13 protein-coding genes are annotated in these 19,715 nt (G+C 33.4%); 9 read left to right on the top strand and 4 right to left on the bottom strand.

The window, feature by feature from the left end; all coding sequences use genetic code 11:
* Nucleotides 1–106: 106 nt before the first annotated feature.
* The 6 genes from OEA66_RS09770 to OEA66_RS09745 all read left to right on the top strand — a co-directional run bounded on the left by OEA66_RS09770 (nucleotide 107) and on the right by OEA66_RS09745 (nucleotide 10,838).
* Nucleotides 107–2,881 carry a SusC/RagA family TonB-linked outer membrane protein gene (locus OEA66_RS09770; protein WP_267281195.1) on the top strand — a complete coding sequence of 925 codons (2,775 nt, stop codon included), beginning with the start codon at nucleotides 107–109 and terminating at the stop codon, nucleotides 2,879–2,881.
* Between the two features lie 11 nt (nucleotides 2,882–2,892).
* Nucleotides 2,893–4,356, top strand: a complete 1,464-nt coding sequence (locus OEA66_RS09765; RefSeq protein ID WP_267281194.1) for a RagB/SusD family nutrient uptake outer membrane protein — start codon at nucleotides 2,893–2,895, stop codon at nucleotides 4,354–4,356.
* Nucleotides 4,357–4,358: 2 nt separating this feature from the next.
* A complete protein-coding gene (locus tag OEA66_RS09760) occupies nucleotides 4,359–5,789 on the top strand; it encodes a glycoside hydrolase family 30 protein (protein WP_267281193.1) in 1,431 nt (476 codons plus the stop codon).
* A gap of 159 nt (nucleotides 5,790–5,948) precedes the next feature.
* Entirely contained in the window at nucleotides 5,949–8,171 is a 2,223-nt protein-coding gene (gene bglX, locus OEA66_RS09755; RefSeq protein WP_267281192.1) for a beta-glucosidase BglX, read from the top strand.
* Between the two features lie 316 nt (nucleotides 8,172–8,487).
* A complete protein-coding gene (locus OEA66_RS09750; protein ID WP_267281191.1) occupies nucleotides 8,488–9,297 on the top strand; it encodes a glycoside hydrolase family 16 protein in 810 nt (269 codons plus the stop codon).
* A gap of 101 nt (nucleotides 9,298–9,398) precedes the next feature.
* Complete coding sequence (locus OEA66_RS09745) at nucleotides 9,399–10,838, top strand: glycoside hydrolase family 30 protein (RefSeq protein WP_267281190.1); 1,440 nt, start codon at nucleotides 9,399–9,401, stop codon at nucleotides 10,836–10,838.
* An 80-nt stretch (nucleotides 10,839–10,918) separates the two neighbouring features.
* On the opposite strand, the gene OEA66_RS09740 is transcribed toward OEA66_RS09745, so the two are convergent.
* From OEA66_RS09740 to OEA66_RS09725, 4 genes are all read right to left on the bottom strand, one after another.
* Nucleotides 10,919–12,010, bottom strand: a complete 1,092-nt coding sequence (locus tag OEA66_RS09740; RefSeq protein WP_267281189.1) for a hypothetical protein — start codon at nucleotides 12,008–12,010, stop codon at nucleotides 10,919–10,921.
* Nucleotides 12,011–12,085: 75 nt separating this feature from the next.
* A complete protein-coding gene (locus OEA66_RS09735; protein ID WP_102981595.1) occupies nucleotides 12,086–12,895 on the bottom strand; it encodes an enoyl-ACP reductase FabI in 810 nt (269 codons plus the stop codon).
* 123 nt (nucleotides 12,896–13,018) lie between these two features.
* The gene (locus OEA66_RS09730; protein WP_267281188.1) at nucleotides 13,019–13,318 is read right to left on the bottom strand and encodes a hypothetical protein; all 300 of its coding nucleotides are present in this window, start codon (nucleotides 13,316–13,318) and stop codon (nucleotides 13,019–13,021) included.
* A gap of 267 nt (nucleotides 13,319–13,585) precedes the next feature.
* Nucleotides 13,586–14,440 carry a nucleoside phosphorylase gene (locus tag OEA66_RS09725; protein WP_267281187.1) on the bottom strand — a complete coding sequence of 285 codons (855 nt, stop codon included), beginning with the start codon at nucleotides 14,438–14,440 and terminating at the stop codon, nucleotides 13,586–13,588.
* A 155-nt stretch (nucleotides 14,441–14,595) separates the two neighbouring features.
* Here OEA66_RS09725 and OEA66_RS09720 point away from each other — a divergent pair, with 155 nt between their 5' ends.
* The 3 genes from OEA66_RS09720 (at nucleotide 14,596) to OEA66_RS09710 (ending at nucleotide 19,715) form a co-directional block, all read left to right on the top strand.
* Nucleotides 14,596–16,431, top strand: a complete 1,836-nt coding sequence (locus tag OEA66_RS09720; protein ID WP_267281186.1) for a cytochrome-c peroxidase — start codon at nucleotides 14,596–14,598, stop codon at nucleotides 16,429–16,431.
* A gap of 168 nt (nucleotides 16,432–16,599) precedes the next feature.
* Nucleotides 16,600–18,759, top strand: a complete 2,160-nt coding sequence (locus OEA66_RS09715; protein ID WP_267281185.1) for an alkaline phosphatase PhoX — start codon at nucleotides 16,600–16,602, stop codon at nucleotides 18,757–18,759.
* Nucleotides 18,760–18,815: 56 nt separating this feature from the next.
* Nucleotides 18,816–19,715 carry a leucine-rich repeat domain-containing protein gene (locus OEA66_RS09710; protein WP_267281184.1) on the top strand — a complete coding sequence of 300 codons (900 nt, stop codon included), beginning with the start codon at nucleotides 18,816–18,818 and terminating at the stop codon, nucleotides 19,713–19,715.

Genomic DNA, 19,715 nt, shown 5'->3' with positions numbered 1-19,715 from the left:
CCCAAAAATACAGGAAATATTAAAATATTTATTAATAAAATGTTAATTATTAAAAAAAATATATACTTTTATTGTCTCAATTTGAGAATTAAAAAACAAACTGTATATGAATGTAAAAATATCAAGAGGTATTGGGCTTGTTGCAGCTCTTTATTTTACAGCCAATTTCCATGCACAAACAACACCGAAAGACACTGTTCAGAAAGAGCAGAAAATTGAGGAAGTCGTTGTTATTGGTTATGGATCCGTGAAAAAATCAAACCTTACAAGTGCGGTATCTACTGTAAAAGCTGAAACGTTTGATGACCGACCAATCTATAATGTGGGACAGGCATTACAAGGAAATGCAGCCGGTGTAAATGTAATACAATCTTCGGGAAAGCCCGGTGCAGCAATTGATGTAAAGATCAGAGGAAACAATTCGATCTCGTCAAGCGTAAATCCTTTATATGTAGTTGACGGTATTCAGACGTTTGACATCAGCGGAATCAATCCTGATGATATTACAGATATGACGATTCTGAAAGATGCAACTTCTGCAGCGATTTATGGTATTAATGGGTCTTCCGGGGTTGTGATTGTAACAACTAAAAGAGGAAAAGCCAATAAACCACAGTTAGCATTTAATGCCTATTGGGGAATGTCTAAAACGGTAAACAATATTGATGTTTTAAATTTGGATCAGTATAAAACACTGATGAATGAAATTAATCTTTCCTATTTAACAACAATTAATAATCCTCGATATGCAGGAATTAATACTAATTGGAGAGACGAAGTTTTTAGAACGGGTTTTGATCAAAACTATAATGTAAACTATTCTTTTGGAAACGAAAAAGTAAGAGCTTATACGGCTTTAGGTTATCAAGGAATTGACGGTATTATAGATCCTGCAAGATTTGACAGAATTTCCGCAAAGATGAATTTAGATGCTAAAATTACCAATTGGTTGAAATTGACAGGTAATTTTAATTATATCAATACAACTCTTAAAAATACAAATGATAATTTAGGTACTTCTAGGGGTGGAGTTATTTTAAGTGCATTAAATACGCCTTCTTTTTTACCAATTTACGGAAGTCAGCTTGCCGTGAGAGATAAAGATACAGATGGAAATTTCTTAGACGGATATAAAGATGGTCAGTTTGCTTTAAATCCATTTCAATCTTCTTGGGAAAATCCTGTTGCTTATCAATCTAGAAAAAATGAAACTCAGACGAATCGTTTCATGAGTAATTTAGGATTGGAAGTAAGTATTCTTAAAAATTTAGTTTGGAAACCAACAGTTTCATTTGATTTGATCGAAAGTACAAATGACCAGTTTACTGATGGTTATCAAACAAGCTACGGAAGACAGCAAAAAGGAATTGGAGGAAAGTATTATTCAAGCTATCAAGACCTGAACTTTGAGAATACTTTAACATATACTTTAAAATCTGGAGCACATGATTTATCATTATTAGGAGGAACACAGGTTCATGAGAAAAGAAATTCGTGGCATAACTATTGGGGAGACAGCTTTCCAGAAGGATCCACGATGTTTGATTTTAATACAGCAGTAAATAAACATGAAAGTTTAGTAAAAGAACATCTAAGAGAACTTTCATTTTTTGGAAGAGCATTATATACATTAGATAACAAATATACTGTAATGGGAGTTTTCAGATATAATGGAAGCTCTGCTTTGGCTCCAGGAAATAAATGGGGTTTCTTTCCAGGTGTTTCAGCATCTTGGGTAGTTTCTAATGAAGATTTCTTATCTGATAGTAGAATAATTTCAGAATTAAAATTAAGAGGAGGATGGGGACAAACGGGTAATGTTTCTGGAATTCCATCATATTCTCATTTTAATCTAGAAAGATTTACAGAATTAGGCCCTGCTGGGTCTGTATTTACAAGACAATGGGATAGTGGAGATTTAACTTGGGAGGTAACTAATGATACTAATATTGGAGTTGATTTTGGTTTTTTAAATAATAAAATTAAACTAAGTGTTGATGCTTATAAGAGAAAGACAAATGATTTAATAATTCAAATACCAATGGGTGCTGCGCAAGTACCTTTTTATAGAAATGTTGGAAGCATGGAAAATCAAGGCTTGGAATTTTCTTTGAATACCCAAAATTTTAAAGGTGAGTTTACTTGGAATACTAATTTTAATATTTCATTTACAAAAAATAAAGTTTTACAGCTAAATTGGGTTCCTGTTTTAGATAGAGCTAATATAGAAACGGTAGGAGCTAATTTGGTGAGATTTACTGCTGGTCAGCCAATAAGTTCTTTTTATGGTTATCAAGTTGATCATGTAGATTCTCAAACGGGTGATCTTATCTATAAAGATACTAATGGAAACGGATATTTTGATACAGGAGACAGAACTTTTATAGGAAATCCAAACCCAGACTTTTCTTTCGGTTTCAGCAATAATTTTTCTTATAAAAATTGGTATCTAGATGTATTGGTTACTGGATCTTATGGAGGTGAAATTTACAATGCATCAAGATTTGACTTAGAAATGATGAATGATTTTAAAAATCAATCAACTGCAGTTTTAGACCGTTGGACTACTCCAGGACAAATTACAAATACTCCAAGAGCTAACTCTGCAAGTTCTCAGTATGTTTCAGACAGATTTGTAGAAGACGGATCTTTCCTTAAAATTAAGAGTGCTACATTAGGATATAATTTTTTAAGTCCGTTCAAAGGTGTGAGTAAAATCAATTTATACGTTACTGGTCAAAATCTCTTGACTTGGACAGATTATACAGGTTTTGATCCTGAAGTAAATGCTTTTAACACAACAAACGGTGTTTCAGGTATAGATTATGGGACATATCCTCAAGTAAGAACATTTATTTTCGGTCTTAAAGCAAACTTTTAATTATAACAGTTATGAAATTTAACAAAACAATATATTATTTTTTCCTTGGTGCGACTTTAACATTGGGAACTAATTCATGTAGTGACTATTTAGATACTGAGCCTTTAACAGATAGAGCTATTCCACTTAGTGAAACTCCTTATACAACTGCTGCAGAAGCTGAAAGTTTAATGACGACTATCTATACCGATTTAGGTAACGAATATTGGCAATTAGATTATTTTTTCAATGGTGACGGACAAACCGAAATTGCTCATGCAGGAAGTGACAATGTACAAAACTTTCAAATGGATGAGTACCGAATTATTGCTACCAACTCAAATGTAAACAGAGACTGGAATTACTTATTTACATTTATTAATAATTCTAACAAAATTTTAAATTATGTAGATAATATTTCAGATCCTGCCCTTACAAGTACAAGAAAATCAGAAATGAAAGCCGAAGCAGCTATTATGAGGGCAATGTACAATTTTCATGGAGTTCAGCTTTGGGGAGATTTTCCATTGGTTACAAAAGCGGTAATTGGAGTAAATGATGAAAATTTTGACGAGGTTTATAGTCAAGTTTATCCAACAAGAAAGCCTGTAAATGAAGTATATGCTCAAATTATTGCAGATTTAGAAGGGGCTTTGGCAAATGCACCTGCAAGTTCAAATAAATATAGAGCTACAAAAGGTTTAGCAATGGCTCTATTGGCAAAAGTTTACGCAACAAAGCCAAATCCAGATTATGCAAAAGTGGTTGATTATACAACACAATTAATGGGACAAGGATATTCATTACTTCCTACCTATGATTTCCTTTTTGATGGAAATCATGAAGCGAATGCAGAATCTATTTTTGAATCTAACGGTAATGCCGGAAATCTTTGGGCATGGGGATCTTCAATGTTCTATGGTACAGATTGGAAAAAATTCAATACACCTTCTTATGATTTAGTAAATACTTTTAATACAGAAGGGGATAATGTTAGAAAAAATTCAAGTGTTTGGTTTTCCCCAACTACAGTAAGCTGGTCTGATAATTTCTGGGCAAGCAATAATTTTCCTTTTATGTATAAAATGAGAATTACTACAGGTCATCAGAATTTTTATGTAATGAGATATGCAGATTTATTATTAATTAGAGCAGAAGCTTTGGTTCGTCAAGGTAATTTTACAGATGCTGCGACTTTGGTTAACCAAGTAAGAAACAGAGCCAGCTCAAGCCTAAATCCTATTACGATAACAAGTACAGATGATGGAATCAATAAAATTCTTAAAGAAAGAAAATTAGAACTAGCATTCGAAGGTCACCGTTGGTTTGATTTGAAAAGAACCGGAAAATCGATCGAAATCCTTTCTCAACAAAGAAATGCAGCTGGTAATTTGTTACCCTATGTAAATAATTTGAATCAAAACAGATTATTGTGGCCAATTCCACAAACACAGTTGGATAACAACCCTAACTTAACTCAAAACCCCGGTTACTAAATATGTTAAAGAAAAAATCATATAGTTTCTTTTTAAAAAGTACTGCACTGCTATTTAGCGGTGTGGTACTTTTGCCTTTAACTTCGTGCAAATCGACAGTCAATACTAAAGACCAGGTTCAATCTTGGTTGACGAAAGGAGATGAAAGCATAAAATTGCAGCAACAATTACCATTGGTTTTTGTAAACACATCCAATAATTTTCAGAATATTGAAATTGATGATTCTCAAAAGTTTCAATATGTTGATGGTTTTGGTTATACATTAACAGGCGGAAGTGTTGAAGTAATCAACCGTCTTTCTCCATCAAAAAGAAAAGCATTATTGAACGAACTTTTCGGTAAAGATGAAAACTCAATTTCCATCAGTTATCTGAGATTAAGCATCGGCGCTTCTGATCTGGATGGTGAAGTTTTTTCTTATGACGATTTGCCTCAAGGTCAAACTGATCCCACTTTATCAAAATTCAGTCTGGCAAGAGATAAAGATTTAATTGCGATGTTAAAAGAAATTTTAGCCATCAATCCGAAGATCAAAATCATTGCAGCTCCTTGGTCGCCTCCTGTTTGGATGAAAGACAACGAAAAATCAATCGGCGGAAGCCTGAAACCTGAGTTTTACGATACGTATGCAAACTATTTTGTCAAATATATTCAGGGAATGCAGAAAGAGGGAATTAGAATTGATGCTGTTACTCCTCAGAACGAACCGTTACATCCCGGAAATAATCCAAGTTTATTGATGGTTTCAGATCAGCAGAGAGATTTTATTAAACAAAGTTTGGGACCGATTTTTAAATCAAATAATATTAAAACCAAAATTGTTGTTTACGATCACAATTGCAACAAACCTGAGTATGCTATTAATATTTTAAACGATCCGGAAGCCAATCAATATATTGACGGTTCGGCTTTCCATTTGTACGAAGGCGATATTTCTGCTTTAAGTACAGTTTATAAGGCTCACCCAAACAAAAATTTATATTTCACAGAACAATGGACCGGTGCAAAAGGCACTTTCAATGAAGATCTAAACTGGCATACCAAAAATGTTGTGATTGGTTCGATGAGAAATTACAGCAAAATTGCTTTAGAGTGGAACTTGGCTAACGATCCGGAATTTAAACCCCATACTCCGGGAGGTTGTACAGAATGTAAAGGTGCCATTACTGTTTCAGATAAAGAAAACTTTACAAGAAATGTAGGATATTATATCATTGCTCATGCTTCGAAATTTGTTCCGGCAAATTCCCAAAGAATTTCTTCTACGCAGACAGATAATCTGTCAACAGTTGCTTTTAAAACTCCCGAAGGAAAGACTGTTTTGATTGTTCAGAATTACAGCAAAAAAGACGAAAATTTTAATATTAAATATAACAACAAAACGGCTCCTGTAAACATTACTGCAAGTTCGGTTGCTACATATGTTTTTTAAATTCTAAAAATGACACATGTAGAAGTTTTTAGAATGAAAACTCTTGTTCTTTGCTAAGTAGAACGCCTTTGCGAACTTAAAAATCAACAGTATCATTTTCAAAAAAAAACTTTGCGCCCTTTGCGTTAAAATTTAAAGTCAGAGCAAAATTAAATTATAATGAAAAAACTTTATTTCATATTAGCATTTACAGCATTCGGATTCAACACATTCGGACAGAAAACAATTGACCAGAAAGTTTCCGATTTATTATCTAAAATGACTTTAGAAGAAAAAATCGGGCAGCTCGTACAGTACAGTGGTTTTGAATATGCCACAGGTCCTCAGAATTCCAATTCTTCAAATGTTTTAAATGAAATTAAAATAGGGAAAGTCGGTTCGATGCTGAATGTGGCAGGAGCAGAGGAGACCAGAAAATTTCAGGAATTAGCTTTAAAATCAAGATTAAAAATTCCAATGTTGTTCGGTCAGGACGTCATTCATGGCTACAGAACAACGTTCCCGGTGAATTTGGGTCAGGCGGCGAGTTGGGATTTAAATTTAATTGAAAAATCTGAAAGAATCGCTGCAACAGAAGCCTCTGCGTACGGAATTCACTGGACGTTTGCGCCAATGGTAGACATTGCCAGAGATCCGAGATGGGGCAGAGTGATGGAAGGCTCGGGAGAAGATACGTATTTGGGAACTCAGATTGGTCTAGCAAGAATCAAAGGTTTTCAGGGAAAAGGTCTTGGAAATCTTGATGCGATTATGGCTTGTGCAAAACATTTTGCAGCGTATGGAGCAGCAGTTGGCGGAAGAGATTATAACTCTGTTGATATGAGTTTGAGACAGCTTCATGAAACCTACCTGCCACCTTTCAAAGCGGCTGCAGAAGCTGGAGTGGCAACTTTTATGAATTCTTTTAATGATATCAACGGAATTCCTGCAACAGCAAACCAATATATTTTAAGAGATATTTTAAAAGGTCAATGGAACTATAAAGGTTTTGTGGTTTCGGACTGGGGAAGCATCGGTGAAATGGTTCCTCACGGTTACGCCAAAGACAATAAAGAAGCCGCAGAAAAAGCCATCAACGCTGGAAGCGACATGGATATGGAAAGCCGTGCCTACATGGCCGAACTTCCGAAATTAGTTCAGGAAGGAAAAGTGGATCCTAAATTAATTGATGATGCAGCAAGAAGAATTTTGGTTAAAAAATTTGAGATGGGATTATTTGATGATCCTTACCGATTCAGCAGTGAGAAGAGACAGAAAGAACAGTTACACAATCAGGAAAACAGAAAATTCGGAAGAGAATTTGGTTCGAAAAGTATTGTCTTGCTAAAAAATGAAAAGAATATTCTTCCGCTTTCAAAGTCGACAAAAACCGTAGCATTAATTGGACCTTTCGGAAAAGAGACGGTCGCTAATCACGGCTTTTGGTCTGTGGCTTTTAAAGATGATGACCAAAGAATTGTAACGCAGTTTGATGGTATTAAAAATCAGTTAGACAAAAACTCGACATTGCTGTATGCAAAAGGCGCTAACGTCGATGATCAGGACAAATCAATGTTTGCGGAAGCTGTGGAAACGGCAAAAAAAGCAGATGTTGTGATTATGACTTTAGGCGAAGGTCACGCCATGAGCGGTGAAGCAAAAAGCAGAAGCAATCTTCATTTTTCCGGTGTGCAGGAAGATTTACTGAAGGAAATTGCTAAAACCGGAAAGCCGATCGTTTTAATGATCAACGCAGGAAGACCATTGGTTTTCGATTGGGCTGCCGACAATATCCCGACCATTGTTTACACTTGGTGGCTTGGTACAGAGGCAGGAAATTCAATTGCTGACGTACTTTTCGGCACAGTTAATCCAGGTGGGAAACTACCGATGACTTTTCCGAGAACGGTGGGTCAGCTTCCGATTTATTACAATCACTACAATACGGGAAGACCTGCAAAGAATGATACGGACAGAAATTATGTTTCCGCATACATCGATCTGGATAACGATCCGAAATTTCCTTTTGGATATGGTTTAAGCTATACTCAGTTTAAATATGCTGATATGAATTTAAGTTCGACAAATCTTAATGGAAATCAGACGTTAAAAATCACTGTAAACGTTTCAAATACTGGAAATTACGATGGGGAAGAAGTGGTGCAGCTGTACATTAGAGATTTGGTGGGAAAAGTGGTAAGACCTGTGAAAGAATTAAAGGGTTTTCAAAAAGTTTTCATTAAAAAAGGAGAGAATAAAACAATCAATTTTACATTGACTCCTGAAAATTTAAAATTCTATGATGATGCTTTGAACTATGATTGGGAAGCCGGAGAATTTGACATTATGATAGGAACCGATTCTCAAAATGTTCAGACAAAAAGAATTACTTGGGAAAAATAAATATGAGTTTATAAAACTGAGAGCGGGATGAAACCCGCTTTTGGTGGTAGAAGACTGAGTGTAATTCTTGTTATTCTGAAAGAATCTGAATTAGAAATTTCAACATAACAAACTTTGTTAATAAAAAATATTTATTTTTTCGCAAAGATTTAAATATTGAAACTGTAAGTTTTAAAGAGCAAAGAGTTGCGACAAGTCGCTGATTAAGCTAGCTTCATAAAATCAATGAAATTGATTTAAACTTTGCTCATTAAAATCATAATTATTTAATTAAATCTTTGCGTTGAAAATCTTTTTAAAAAATAAAACTTAAAAATTGAAAATAAAATTTCTAAATATCATCAATATCGTGATCGGAGGAACTTTAGTTTTTTCAACATTGAACTGTGCATCCTACAAACCCGATTCAAGCAGAAAATTAATCTGGAGCGACGAGTTTAATTATAAAGGTTTACCGGATTCCACTAAATGGAATTACGATGTCGGTGGCAACGGTTACGGAAATAATGAAGCTCAGTTTTATACCAAAAACAGATTGGAAAACGCAAGAGTAGAAAACGGAAATCTTTTGATTGAAGCCAAAAAAGAAAACTGGGAAAAGAATAAATATACTTCAGCAAGGCTTTTGACGAAAGGGAAATTCTCATTTCAATATGGAACAGTTGAAGTCCGTGCTAAACTTCCAAAAGGTCGCGGAACATGGCCTGCCATATGGATGATGAGCGAAAATATGAAAGAATGGCCGGATGACGGTGAACTGGATATTATGGAACACGTAGGTCTCAATCAAGGATTTGTTCATGCATCAGTGCACACCAAAAAGTACAATCATATCATCAATACTCAAAAGACAGACACTTTGTTTGTAAAAGATGTCAGTGAAAAGTTTCATGTTTACAAAGCAGATTGGACGCCTGAAAAAATTGATGTATATATCGATGATCAGAAGTTTTTTACGTATGAAAATAAAGAAAAAACATATGAAGCGTGGCCTTTTGACCAGCCTTATTTTATTATTTTAAATCTGGCAGTAGGTGGATTCTGGGGTGGTAAGGAAGGAATTGATGATTCTGTTTTTCCTCAGAAATATTTCATTGATTATGTGAGAGTCTATCAAAAACAATAATGATATAAATAAAATTGCGTTCTCTGGAGGAACGAATAAATTTTCCCTGAAAATTTAAACGGGAGCTTGTTAAATATAAATTGAAAAAGAAGAAGAATTAAATGAAAAAGCTAGTAGTAAGTTGTTTTGTAATCGGAATTGCTTTTAATGCAAACGCACAAAATTACTGGAAAAAAAATGCAGGAAAATCTGCGAAAGTGATTTTCACGAACTCTACAACCAATGAAAAAATGGTTGACAAAGGAATGGTGAAATTCGAGAAAATGGGTCAGCCAAAAGAAACAGATGCCTGCATTTTTGTTGATCCTGATTTTAAATATCAGAAATTAATCGGAATCGGAGGTGCTATTACAGATGCTTCAGCAGAGACTTTTTATAAACTTCCAAAAAATAAGCAGAAAGAAATTATTGAAGCTTATTATGGTAAGAATGGTTTAGGATACACGGTTGTTCGTACTAATATGAACTCGTGTGATTTTTCCAGCGATTCTTACACGTATGTAACAGAAAATGATCAGACTTTAAAGTCATTCAATGTTTCTCATGATGAGAAGTATAAAATTCCGATGATCAAAGAAGCTCAAAAGGCAATCGGCAACAATTATACTTTTTACTTTTCACCTTGGAGTCCGCCGTCATGGATGAAATCTAATAAAAGTATGCTGAAAGGCGGCAGACTGGAAAACCCGTTCTACCAGACCTGGGCAGATTATTATATTAAATTCATCAAAGAATACGAAAAAAGAGGAATCAATGTTTGGGGACTGACCATTCAGAATGAGCCGATGGCAACGCAGACCTGGGAGTCTTGTATTTATACCGCTGAAGAAGAAGGAGAATTCCTTAAAAATAATTTAGGCCCGACACTTTGGAAAAATGGATTTAAAGATAAAAAAGTAATGATTTGGGATCACAACCGGGATTTGATTTACCAAAGAGCCACAACAACCTTAAGTGATCCTGAAACTTCAAAATATGCCCATGGAATCGGTTATCACTGGTACGAAACATGGAACAACAAAACTCAGTTGTTTGATAATTTATCGGAAACACAGAGAGCTTTTCCTGATAAATTTTTAGCGTTTACTGAAGGCTGTAAAGAACAGTTTGATTTAACTAAAATTTACGATGTAAGCTTAGGCGAACTATACGGAAGAAATATGATGAACGATTTCAATAAAGGAACCGCATTATGGACTGACTGGAACGTTCTTCTGGATGAAACAGGCGGACCCAATCATGTTGGAAATTTCTGTTTCGCCCCAATTATTGCCGATATTAAAACAGGCGAAGTTCATTACACTTATGAATACTATTATGTAGGCCACATTTCAAAATTCGTTAAGCCTAATGCTCAGAGAATTGGTAATTCATCGAACAGAGCAGCGTTAACTTCCACAACGTTTATGAATGAAAACGGACAATTGGTAACCGTCATCATGAACGACTCTGATAATGATATCGACACCAATCTTTGGATTGAAGGAATGTCTGCCAAATTATCTGCACCCGCACATTCTATACAGACTGTAATTTTATAGCACACTTCATATTAATATATTTTTATTATTAAAAATCGGCGGCACCTTTGGTGCCGCCGATTTGATTTTTGAAAAAAGTATCAATTATTATTCTTTTTTAATAGAATCCATTCGTAAAAAGTGGATTCACCACCGACACCTTTTATAAAAAACTTATTTTCTTCTTTTTTAATGTAGAAAACCGGAGAATCAGATCTACAATTTTCCTCTTCATCACTATAAGATAATTCTAAAATATTATTGTTGATTTTGATAAGATATTTTCCGTTACATCGTATAGGTTCATGATATGTATTTGTTTCCAATATTGCATTATTACCATTAATCTTAAATGAGTAACTGATGGAAGCCATCCCGGTAGATGTAGCTTCTGTTTCCACGTAAACAGAATAATTTCCATCAAAAGTTTTAGAATAACTACTTTCTTTATTATTAATAGCAGATAAGCTTGCTTTGTAGTAATTGAAAGTTTTACCATTATCAGAAGTTACTTTTATGCCAACAAAATCTTCTGCAAACCAAGCTGTTTCCAAAATGTTAAAATCATTTGATGAAAAGCTTCTATATTCTGTAAATGTTTTATCAGAATTAATTTTTAAAACACCCACAAAGCTTTTATGATCATCATACACATAATTGTAATGATAAACTAAATATTTTGTCTGAGGAGAAATGATAGGATTTTCTACTTTATCATCTCCAACTGAAATAATACGGCATGCTGAAAAATCGGATTTATTGATTAATTCAAGTTCGCTAAAGCCTAAATTGTCGCTTGAACTATTAGCTGAAAAAGCATACATATTTAAAGTTGGGTAAAATCCTAGATACTCATATTTGTTTTCTCCTTCTTTAGACACATTTTCGTCAGTTTTAAGTTTAAGAATCTTATTGTTTATTTCCAATAAATAATTATTGTCCTTAATTGGTAACGGAGAATTAGTTATGGAATTAGAAGTACTTTTTAAATTATCATATTCATCTCTGGTAATTTCCGAAAATTCGAGAGACGGAAGTGCTTCAAATTTATCTAGGTAACCGACTTCAAAGTATTTTAAACTTTTAATATCAATAATGTTTTTCTGAACTGATGGTTTTTCTTGTGCCTTCTTTTCTTTATTGCAACTGAAAAGAATTACAGCGAGAATGAAGATTTGTATAATATTTTTCATCTGTTTGTTAATTGTATAAAAAAACCCAAAGTAAAAATTCACTTTGGGTTATATGTTTTATATGATTATTTAAAATTACTCAACATCATATTTGCTGATTACTTTCTGAGTAACTCCAGAACTACTAAATCCACCATCATGGAAAAGATTCTGCATCGTTACTTTCTTAGTTAAATCTGAGAATAAAGTTACACAGTAATCTGCACATTCAAGAGCTGTAGCATTTCCAAGTGGAGACATATCTTCAGCATAACCCAGGAATCCTCCGAAACCTTTCACACCGCTTCCTGCAGTAGTTGGAGTAGGAGATTGAGAAACAGTATTTACACGCACTTTTCTTTCTCCCCAATAGTTTCCGAAAGTTCTTGCGATACTTTCAAGATACGCTTTATTATCAGACATATCGTTGTAGTCTGGGAATGTTCTTTGAGCTGCAATATAAGTAAGCGCCAAAATACTTCCCCATTCGTTCATACAGTTTTTTTCGTAAGCTACTCTCATTACTTTGTGGAAAGAAACCGCTGAGATATCCCAACCTTTTTCCAACCAATCGTAGTTCATTTCTGTATAATGCTTTCCTTTTCTCACGTTGATAGACATACCAATGGAGTGAAGGATGAAATCGATTTTACCAAATTTTGCAACGGCAGCATCAAAAAGTTTTTCAAGATCTTCAATAGAAGTTGCATCTGCACCTATTACTTCAGAACCTGTCTTTTCTGCTAAACCGTTTAGTTCTCCCATTCTTAATGCGATTGGAGCGTTTGACAGAATAAACTCAGCGCCTTCTTCGTGACATCTTTCTGCAACTTTCCATGCAATAGATTGTTCATTAAGGGCTCCAAAAATAATTCCCTTCTTGCCTTTAAGTAAACCGTATGACATAATTTTCTAATGTTTATTAAGCTACAAATGTAACAATAATTTGTGTTTAGAGCATAATAAAAAAACGGAACCTTCCTAAAAAGACTCCGTTTTTCTTTGATAATATATAAAAGACTAATAAACTTAGTTTGTTTTTTTATTCCATTCTGCTTTTACGTCTTCTGCTGCATCTTTTGTTTTTTCCCAGGCATCATTTGCACCGTCTTTAATATCTTCCCAAGTTTCTGATGCATTAGCTTTTACCCTGTCGAACCAATCTTCCTGGCTTGCTTCTTCATCATTGTTCCTTTTTTCGTTGATATAATCTCTTGCTTTGTCTGCCAAATCACTGATTTTCCATTTAGCATCTGTTGCTGCATTTCTTAAAGAATTTTCAGTATTGTCTACTGCTTTTTCTGCTTTGTTATAATCTTGGTTTTCCATAATAATGTATTATTTAAGTGTTATACGATATTACTAAACAAGAACCATTCCTAATAATTCCTTTCATTGTTAAAATTTTCATAATTTTTTTTTTATTAATTTACTATTATTTCATTATTAAAATCGAATTAAATGTATTAGTTGTGTCATTTAAAATCTATATCTAAAACACACAAAAACATTAAATATTCCTCTTTACTTCAAAGTTTTTTCTGTAAGTTTTAAGTTTAAAATAAAAAAGGATTTCAATTTTGAAATCCTTTTTTATTACTTAATAATTCTATCCAGAACCCATTCAATCAGATTTTTTTCTGAAGTATGATGATCTGAAGAAAATTCACCACGTCTTCTGTTGGCGATAACATTATTTACGGTAATTGCTTTATGACCTAATAATTTTGAGAAAGCATAAATCGCAGATGTTTCCATTTCAAAATTAGTAATTCCTAAATCATTTAAGGTTTCCAGGAATTTGTCATCCAAAGATTTTAAACGAAGCTGTCTTCCTTGTGGAGCGTAAAATCCGGGGAAAGTAGCTGTATTTCCGTGATATTTTGCGTCTTTATATAAATCACCTAATTCTTCAGACCATTCTGAAAAATAAAGCATAGGTTTTATTTTTTCATAAGGAAAATTATCAAAAAACTGCTTAGAAAATTCATTTTCAAATTGATAATCCTGATAAAAATGCATCAGGCCATCTAATCCAACCACATTTTGAGTAACCAGCATATTATCAACCTGAACATCCGGATTTACGCTTCCGCAAGTTCCCATTCTGAATAATTCCAGAGATTTGTGTTCTGTTTTAAATTCTTTTTGCTTCAAATCGATATTCACCAAAGCATCAAGTTCATTCATTACAATGTCGATATTTTCAGTTCCGATTCCCGTTGACATTACAGAAATTCTTTCGCCACGCAAAGTTCCGGTGTGCGTATAAAATTCTCTTTTATTTTTTTTAATTTCTACTTTATCAAAATATTTAGAAACTTTCGGAACTCTGTCGGGATCTCCAACCAGAATAATTTTGTCGGCAATATCTTCGGGTAAAAGATTAAGGTGATAAACACTTCCGTCATCGTTCAGAACCAACTCGGAAGCTGCAAGTTTATTTAACATATTTTATTTTTAAATTATTTTATATGAATGTCTATTTTGATTTTTGGGGATTTAAAAATAATAAAATTTAAATGAATTAAAATATAAACATTATTTAATTACTTGTTAAAATTGTGGTAATGTAAAGATGATAGCTTTGCGGTTAAAATTTTTTAATGAAATCTTATCCACTTCTTATTTTAGCTTTATTAATCGGAGTTTCCGTGATGTCATTCAAAACGGTCGATAAAGGTCATACGAATGAAAATAATTTTGTGAAAGTAGGATTATCTGATTTTAAATTAAAACTTGAAAACCTAAAATCTGATACTGATCTTTTTAAAGAAGATAAGATCAGTCTGGAACAACTTCAAAAATCATTAAGCGAAACAAGAAACTCTTACAAAGAAATAGAATTTTATATTGCGTATCATTATCCTGAATTTTCAAAAACGCATCTTAATGCGGCACCTTTATTTAGAATTGAAGCAGCAGGAACTACGGCTTATACTTTGCCTCCTGAAGGTTTGCAGGTTTTAGATGAATTAATTTTTTCCGATGAAGCACACGGGCAAAAAGATAAAATAACTGATATCACTAATTTTCTTTATAATAATTACAATAGTTTTTATCTAAATTCAATAAAAAACGGAACAAGTCAAGGCAAAAATAAAACGCTTCCATTAAGAATTGAATTAATCAGAATTTACACTTTGGGACTTACTGGTTTTGACACTCCAGGATCTTTAAATATTTCTGAAGAAGCAAGTCACGCTTTTAAGGGAATGAAAAAATATATTCAAAACGATTCTTACTTTAAAAATTACAATACTGAAATTGCAGATAGGATGTTTTCTGATGCTGTAAATTATCTTTCGAAAAACAAGGATTTTGAAACGTTCGACAGAATTGAATTTTATAAAAAACATTTACAGCCTATTTATGAAGAATTGGGAAAATGGGACGGGAATAAAGATGATTTGCAGGAGTTTTCAGGCTGGAATGCTTCAAATAAGAATTTTTTCAGCAGTGATTTTCTTAATCCTTACTTTTTTACATTGCTAAAAGACTCTGAAGATAATGATGATTTGAGAAGTTTAGGAAAGAAAATATTTTATGATGAGACATTAAGCGACAACGGAAAAATGAGCTGTGCAACCTGTCATCTTCCAGAAAACGCATTTACAGATCTCAAATCTAAATCTTTAAGTAATGTTGAAGGAAAAACCGTTTTAAGAAATTCACCTTCCTTATACAATGCTGTTTTTGCTAAAAGATTCTTCTATGATATGAGAGCTTATTATCTGGAACAACAAGCAGAACACGTTATTTATAATTCTGAAGAATTTAATACAAGCTACGAAAGTATCATCAAAAAACTAAAAACAAATCCAGAATACAAAAAAGCATTTAAAAAAGCTTATAAAAATGGAAATATTGATAAACAGACGTTTTCTAAAGCTTTGAGTTCGTATGTTGCTTCATTAAGTTCTTTCGATAGTGATTTTGACCGATTTATGCGGAATGAGAAAGAAATTTCTGATGATGCAAAAAAAGGCTTTAATCTTTTTATGGGAAAAGCCAATTGTGCAACTTGTCATTTTGCACCTCTTTTCTCAGGGCTTGTTCCTCCGTTTTTCAATGAAAATGAATCTGAAGTTTTGGGAATTACTAAGAAACCAATTCAAAACCTGCCTTTAGAAATAGATTCAGACAGAGGAAGAATAAAAAGTAATGTCAAAAAAGAAGATTCCTGGATTTATGAAAATTCTTTTAAAACAACTACGGTAAGAAATATTGCACTTACAAAACCTTATTTTCATAATGGAGCTTTCAATACTTTGGAAGAGGTTCTAGAATTTTACAATGAAGGTGGAGCAGAAGGTCTTGGTTTAGAAATAAAAAATCAAACTTTACCGGCCGATAAATTGGAACTTACCCCTTTAGAAATTAAACAGATTATCGCTTTTCTAAATTCTTTAACGGACATCAGCAAGACAAAATTTAAATAAAATCTGCTATATAGAATTTAATTTCCAAAATAATTTAACATAAAGTTAATCCCCGTAACATTAGGTTTTTGATTTGTTAATTTTCATGCCTGTTTAATTAAAACCTTATTAATAGAGGCTTCGCAATAATAAAATAGTTTTGCAACAGAAAAATAAAAAGTATTAAAAATGAAAAAAAAACTACTTACAGTTGCGATGCTGGCTTTCCTTACAAGCTCTGCAATACAAGCTCAGACTACAATTTTTGGATTGCAAAGCTCTTGGAAATTTTATGATCTCGACGCAGCACCATCGGCAAATTGGAAAAACACCAATTTTGATGCTTCAGCTTGGTTTTCGGGTAATGGACCATTAGGTTATGGTGATCCGGTAACAACCACTATACACAATGGCGCTACGGGTTTACCTACTGCATATTTCATTAAAGATTTTACTGTAAACTTAGCAGATCTTACCAATACTATGGAATTTGGTGTGAGAAGAGATGACGGTATCGTGGTTTATTTGAATGGTGAAGAGGTTGTTAGAGATAATATGCCTACAGGAACGATTACACACAATACAGCTTCTATTACAACAATCGATGGGGCCTCAGAGACTGCAATCAACGTATTTTCTATTCTGAAAAGTAAATTTGTACAAGGAGTTAACAGAATTTCAATCGAATTGCACAACAGAAATGGTTCGAGTTCTGATTTAACTATTGATGCTTATCTTAAAACGGTTGCTACAATACCTACACCTCCTGTAAATACTTGTACAGGAACTCACATTAGCTGTTTTACATCGATTGTTCCTACTGGTCAAACTGCAAAATTAATTATCCCTGCAGAGCATAGATTCCAAATGATCCTTAAAGAAGGTGATGCTTATACAGAAGGTGGAGGATTAGTTGGCGGACAAAACGATTTTACAGGTTATGTTCCTAAAAATACAAGCAGCGAAAATGGTTATTTATCTGTAAATCATGAAACCAATCCTGGTGGAGTAACAATGGCAGAAATCAATTATAATACTTCTACAAAACTTTGGCAATTAACAAAATCCAGAGGTGTCAGTTTTTCTGCAACAAGCTTAGTACAAACTATCAGAAACTGTTCTGGAGGAGTTACACCTTGGGGAACAATTGTTACCGCAGAAGAATCTGTTACAGGAAACGATACCAATGCAGACGGATACAAAGATTACGGTTGGTTGGTAGAAATTGATCCTGCAACAGCTCAGGTTATGTCTCATAATACCAATGGAACCAAAGATAAACTTTGGCAGATGGGAATTATGAATCATGAAAATGTAGTGATTAATAATGCAGGAACTACCGCATATTATGGTGAAGATGGTGGAACAAACATGGTTTATAAATATGTAATGGATACGCCAAACAATCTTGCATCCGGAAATTTATACGTATTGAAATTAGATCAGGGATTATCAAACGGAGATCCGGTTGTAACGACTGCATCATGGGTTCAGATTCCTAACAAAACTCAGGCTGACCAAAATAATACAACAGCTTTAGCACAATCTCTTGGCGGAACATCATTTAACGGTATTGAAGATGTTGAAATTAGCCCACTTGACGGAAAAGTTTACTTTACAGCAAAAGGCTTGAATAAAGTTTATCGTATGCAGGACAATGGAAGTACTGTTTCACAAGTAGAAGTGTTCGTTGGCGGATTAAATACACAATATTCATTCAACACCGCTCAAGGAGTTAAAACTGAAACTTGGGGGGATGGTAATGATAACTTAACATTTGACGAACTTGGAAATCTTTGGGTTCTTCAGGATGGAGGGAAAAATTATATTTGGGTAGTTGCGCCTACTCACACTCAGGCAAATCCTAATGTAAGACTTTTTGCTTCTATGCCTGCAGGTTCGGAACCAACAGGATTGACGTTTACTCCAGATCATAAATTCGGGTTTTTCTCTGTTCAGCATCCGGATTCTACGATTTCTACAGATATTGACGCAACTGGAAATACAATCGATTATAAAGGTAAATCTGCGACAATGGTTATAGCGCTTCAGCAGTTTTTAGGAACAAACGGAACTTTAGGAACAACAGAAGCTGTTGCTCAAACAGAAGTTACAGTTTCTCCGAATCCTACTTCAGGTTTGGTAAAAATAAACTCTCCAAAAGCACTTAAAAACCTTTCTGTAACAGCTTACAGTATGGATGGTAAAATTGTTTACAGCAAGAAGTTTACAGGATCAAATTCTTCATTAGAATTAGATTTCACTTCTCAACTTCAGGTTTCAAGAGTTTTGATGTTGAACATCGAAGCAGACGGTTTCCAGAAAACTGTAAAAATTCTTAAAAAATAATTACTAACTTTCTTTCTCAGCTGCCGACATTTTCTTTGTCGGTGGCTTTTTTTATTATGAAAAAGATACTTTATCTCATTGCAATATTTTCTCTGTCGAATATTTATGCACAGATTGATCCTTTAAAATATCCTACTTATACAGATGTAGATGATGCTTTGAAAAGCAAGAAAACCATTTACAGTATGAGTTTCAGAGATAAAGGTATTTTCAATGTTTCTCCTGAGCTCTCAAAAATGGATTCTCTTTTTTTTCTGAATTTAATGGGAAATAAATTAGAGAAAATGGACGATGAAATTTTTAAGCTTAAAAAACTTGAAATATTAAATTTAAACGCAAATAGCATCAAATTTATTCCTGATGAAATTGGCGAACTGATAAATATGACAAGCTTTTCGATGAATCTGAATAGCTTAACGAAAATAAATCCGAATTTCTCAAAGCTTCAAAATCTAAAAGTAGCTCATTTTGATGCCAATAATCTGAATGTTTTTCCTGAAGCTTTAATTAAAATTTCGGCGTTGGAAGAAATCAATCTTTCCAGCAACCAAATTAGTTTTGTAGCGAAAGATTTAGATCAGATTAAAAATTTAAAATATCTCAATCTTGCAGCCAATCAGATCAATGATTTAACAGATGTGAAATTTCCTGAAAAGCTGAAATATCTTGAATTACAACAAAATTCAATCGTAAAACTACCGGAAATGATGTTTAAATCTAAAAATCTGGAGTTTTTAAATATTAGTGAGAACAATCTTAAAGAAATTTCACCAAAAGTAAAAGGATTGAGAAATGTTGTAAGCATGAATCTTGCACACAATCAGTTAAAAGATCTTCCTAAAGAATTCGCTCAATTGAAAAATCTTAAAACCCTTATTTTAGCAGGAAATCCTATGGATAAATCAACAATAGAAAAGCTTAAAGCTTTGATGCCTCAAACACAGATTTATTTTTAA

Origin of the sequence: Chryseobacterium luquanense, from assembly GCF_026460945.1 — a bacterium.
In the GTDB taxonomy this organism is placed as follows: domain Bacteria; phylum Bacteroidota; class Bacteroidia; order Flavobacteriales; family Weeksellaceae; genus Chryseobacterium; species Chryseobacterium luquanense.
Note: the sequence above shows the minus strand (reverse complement) of the source record. Positions and strands in the feature narration are given on the sequence as shown.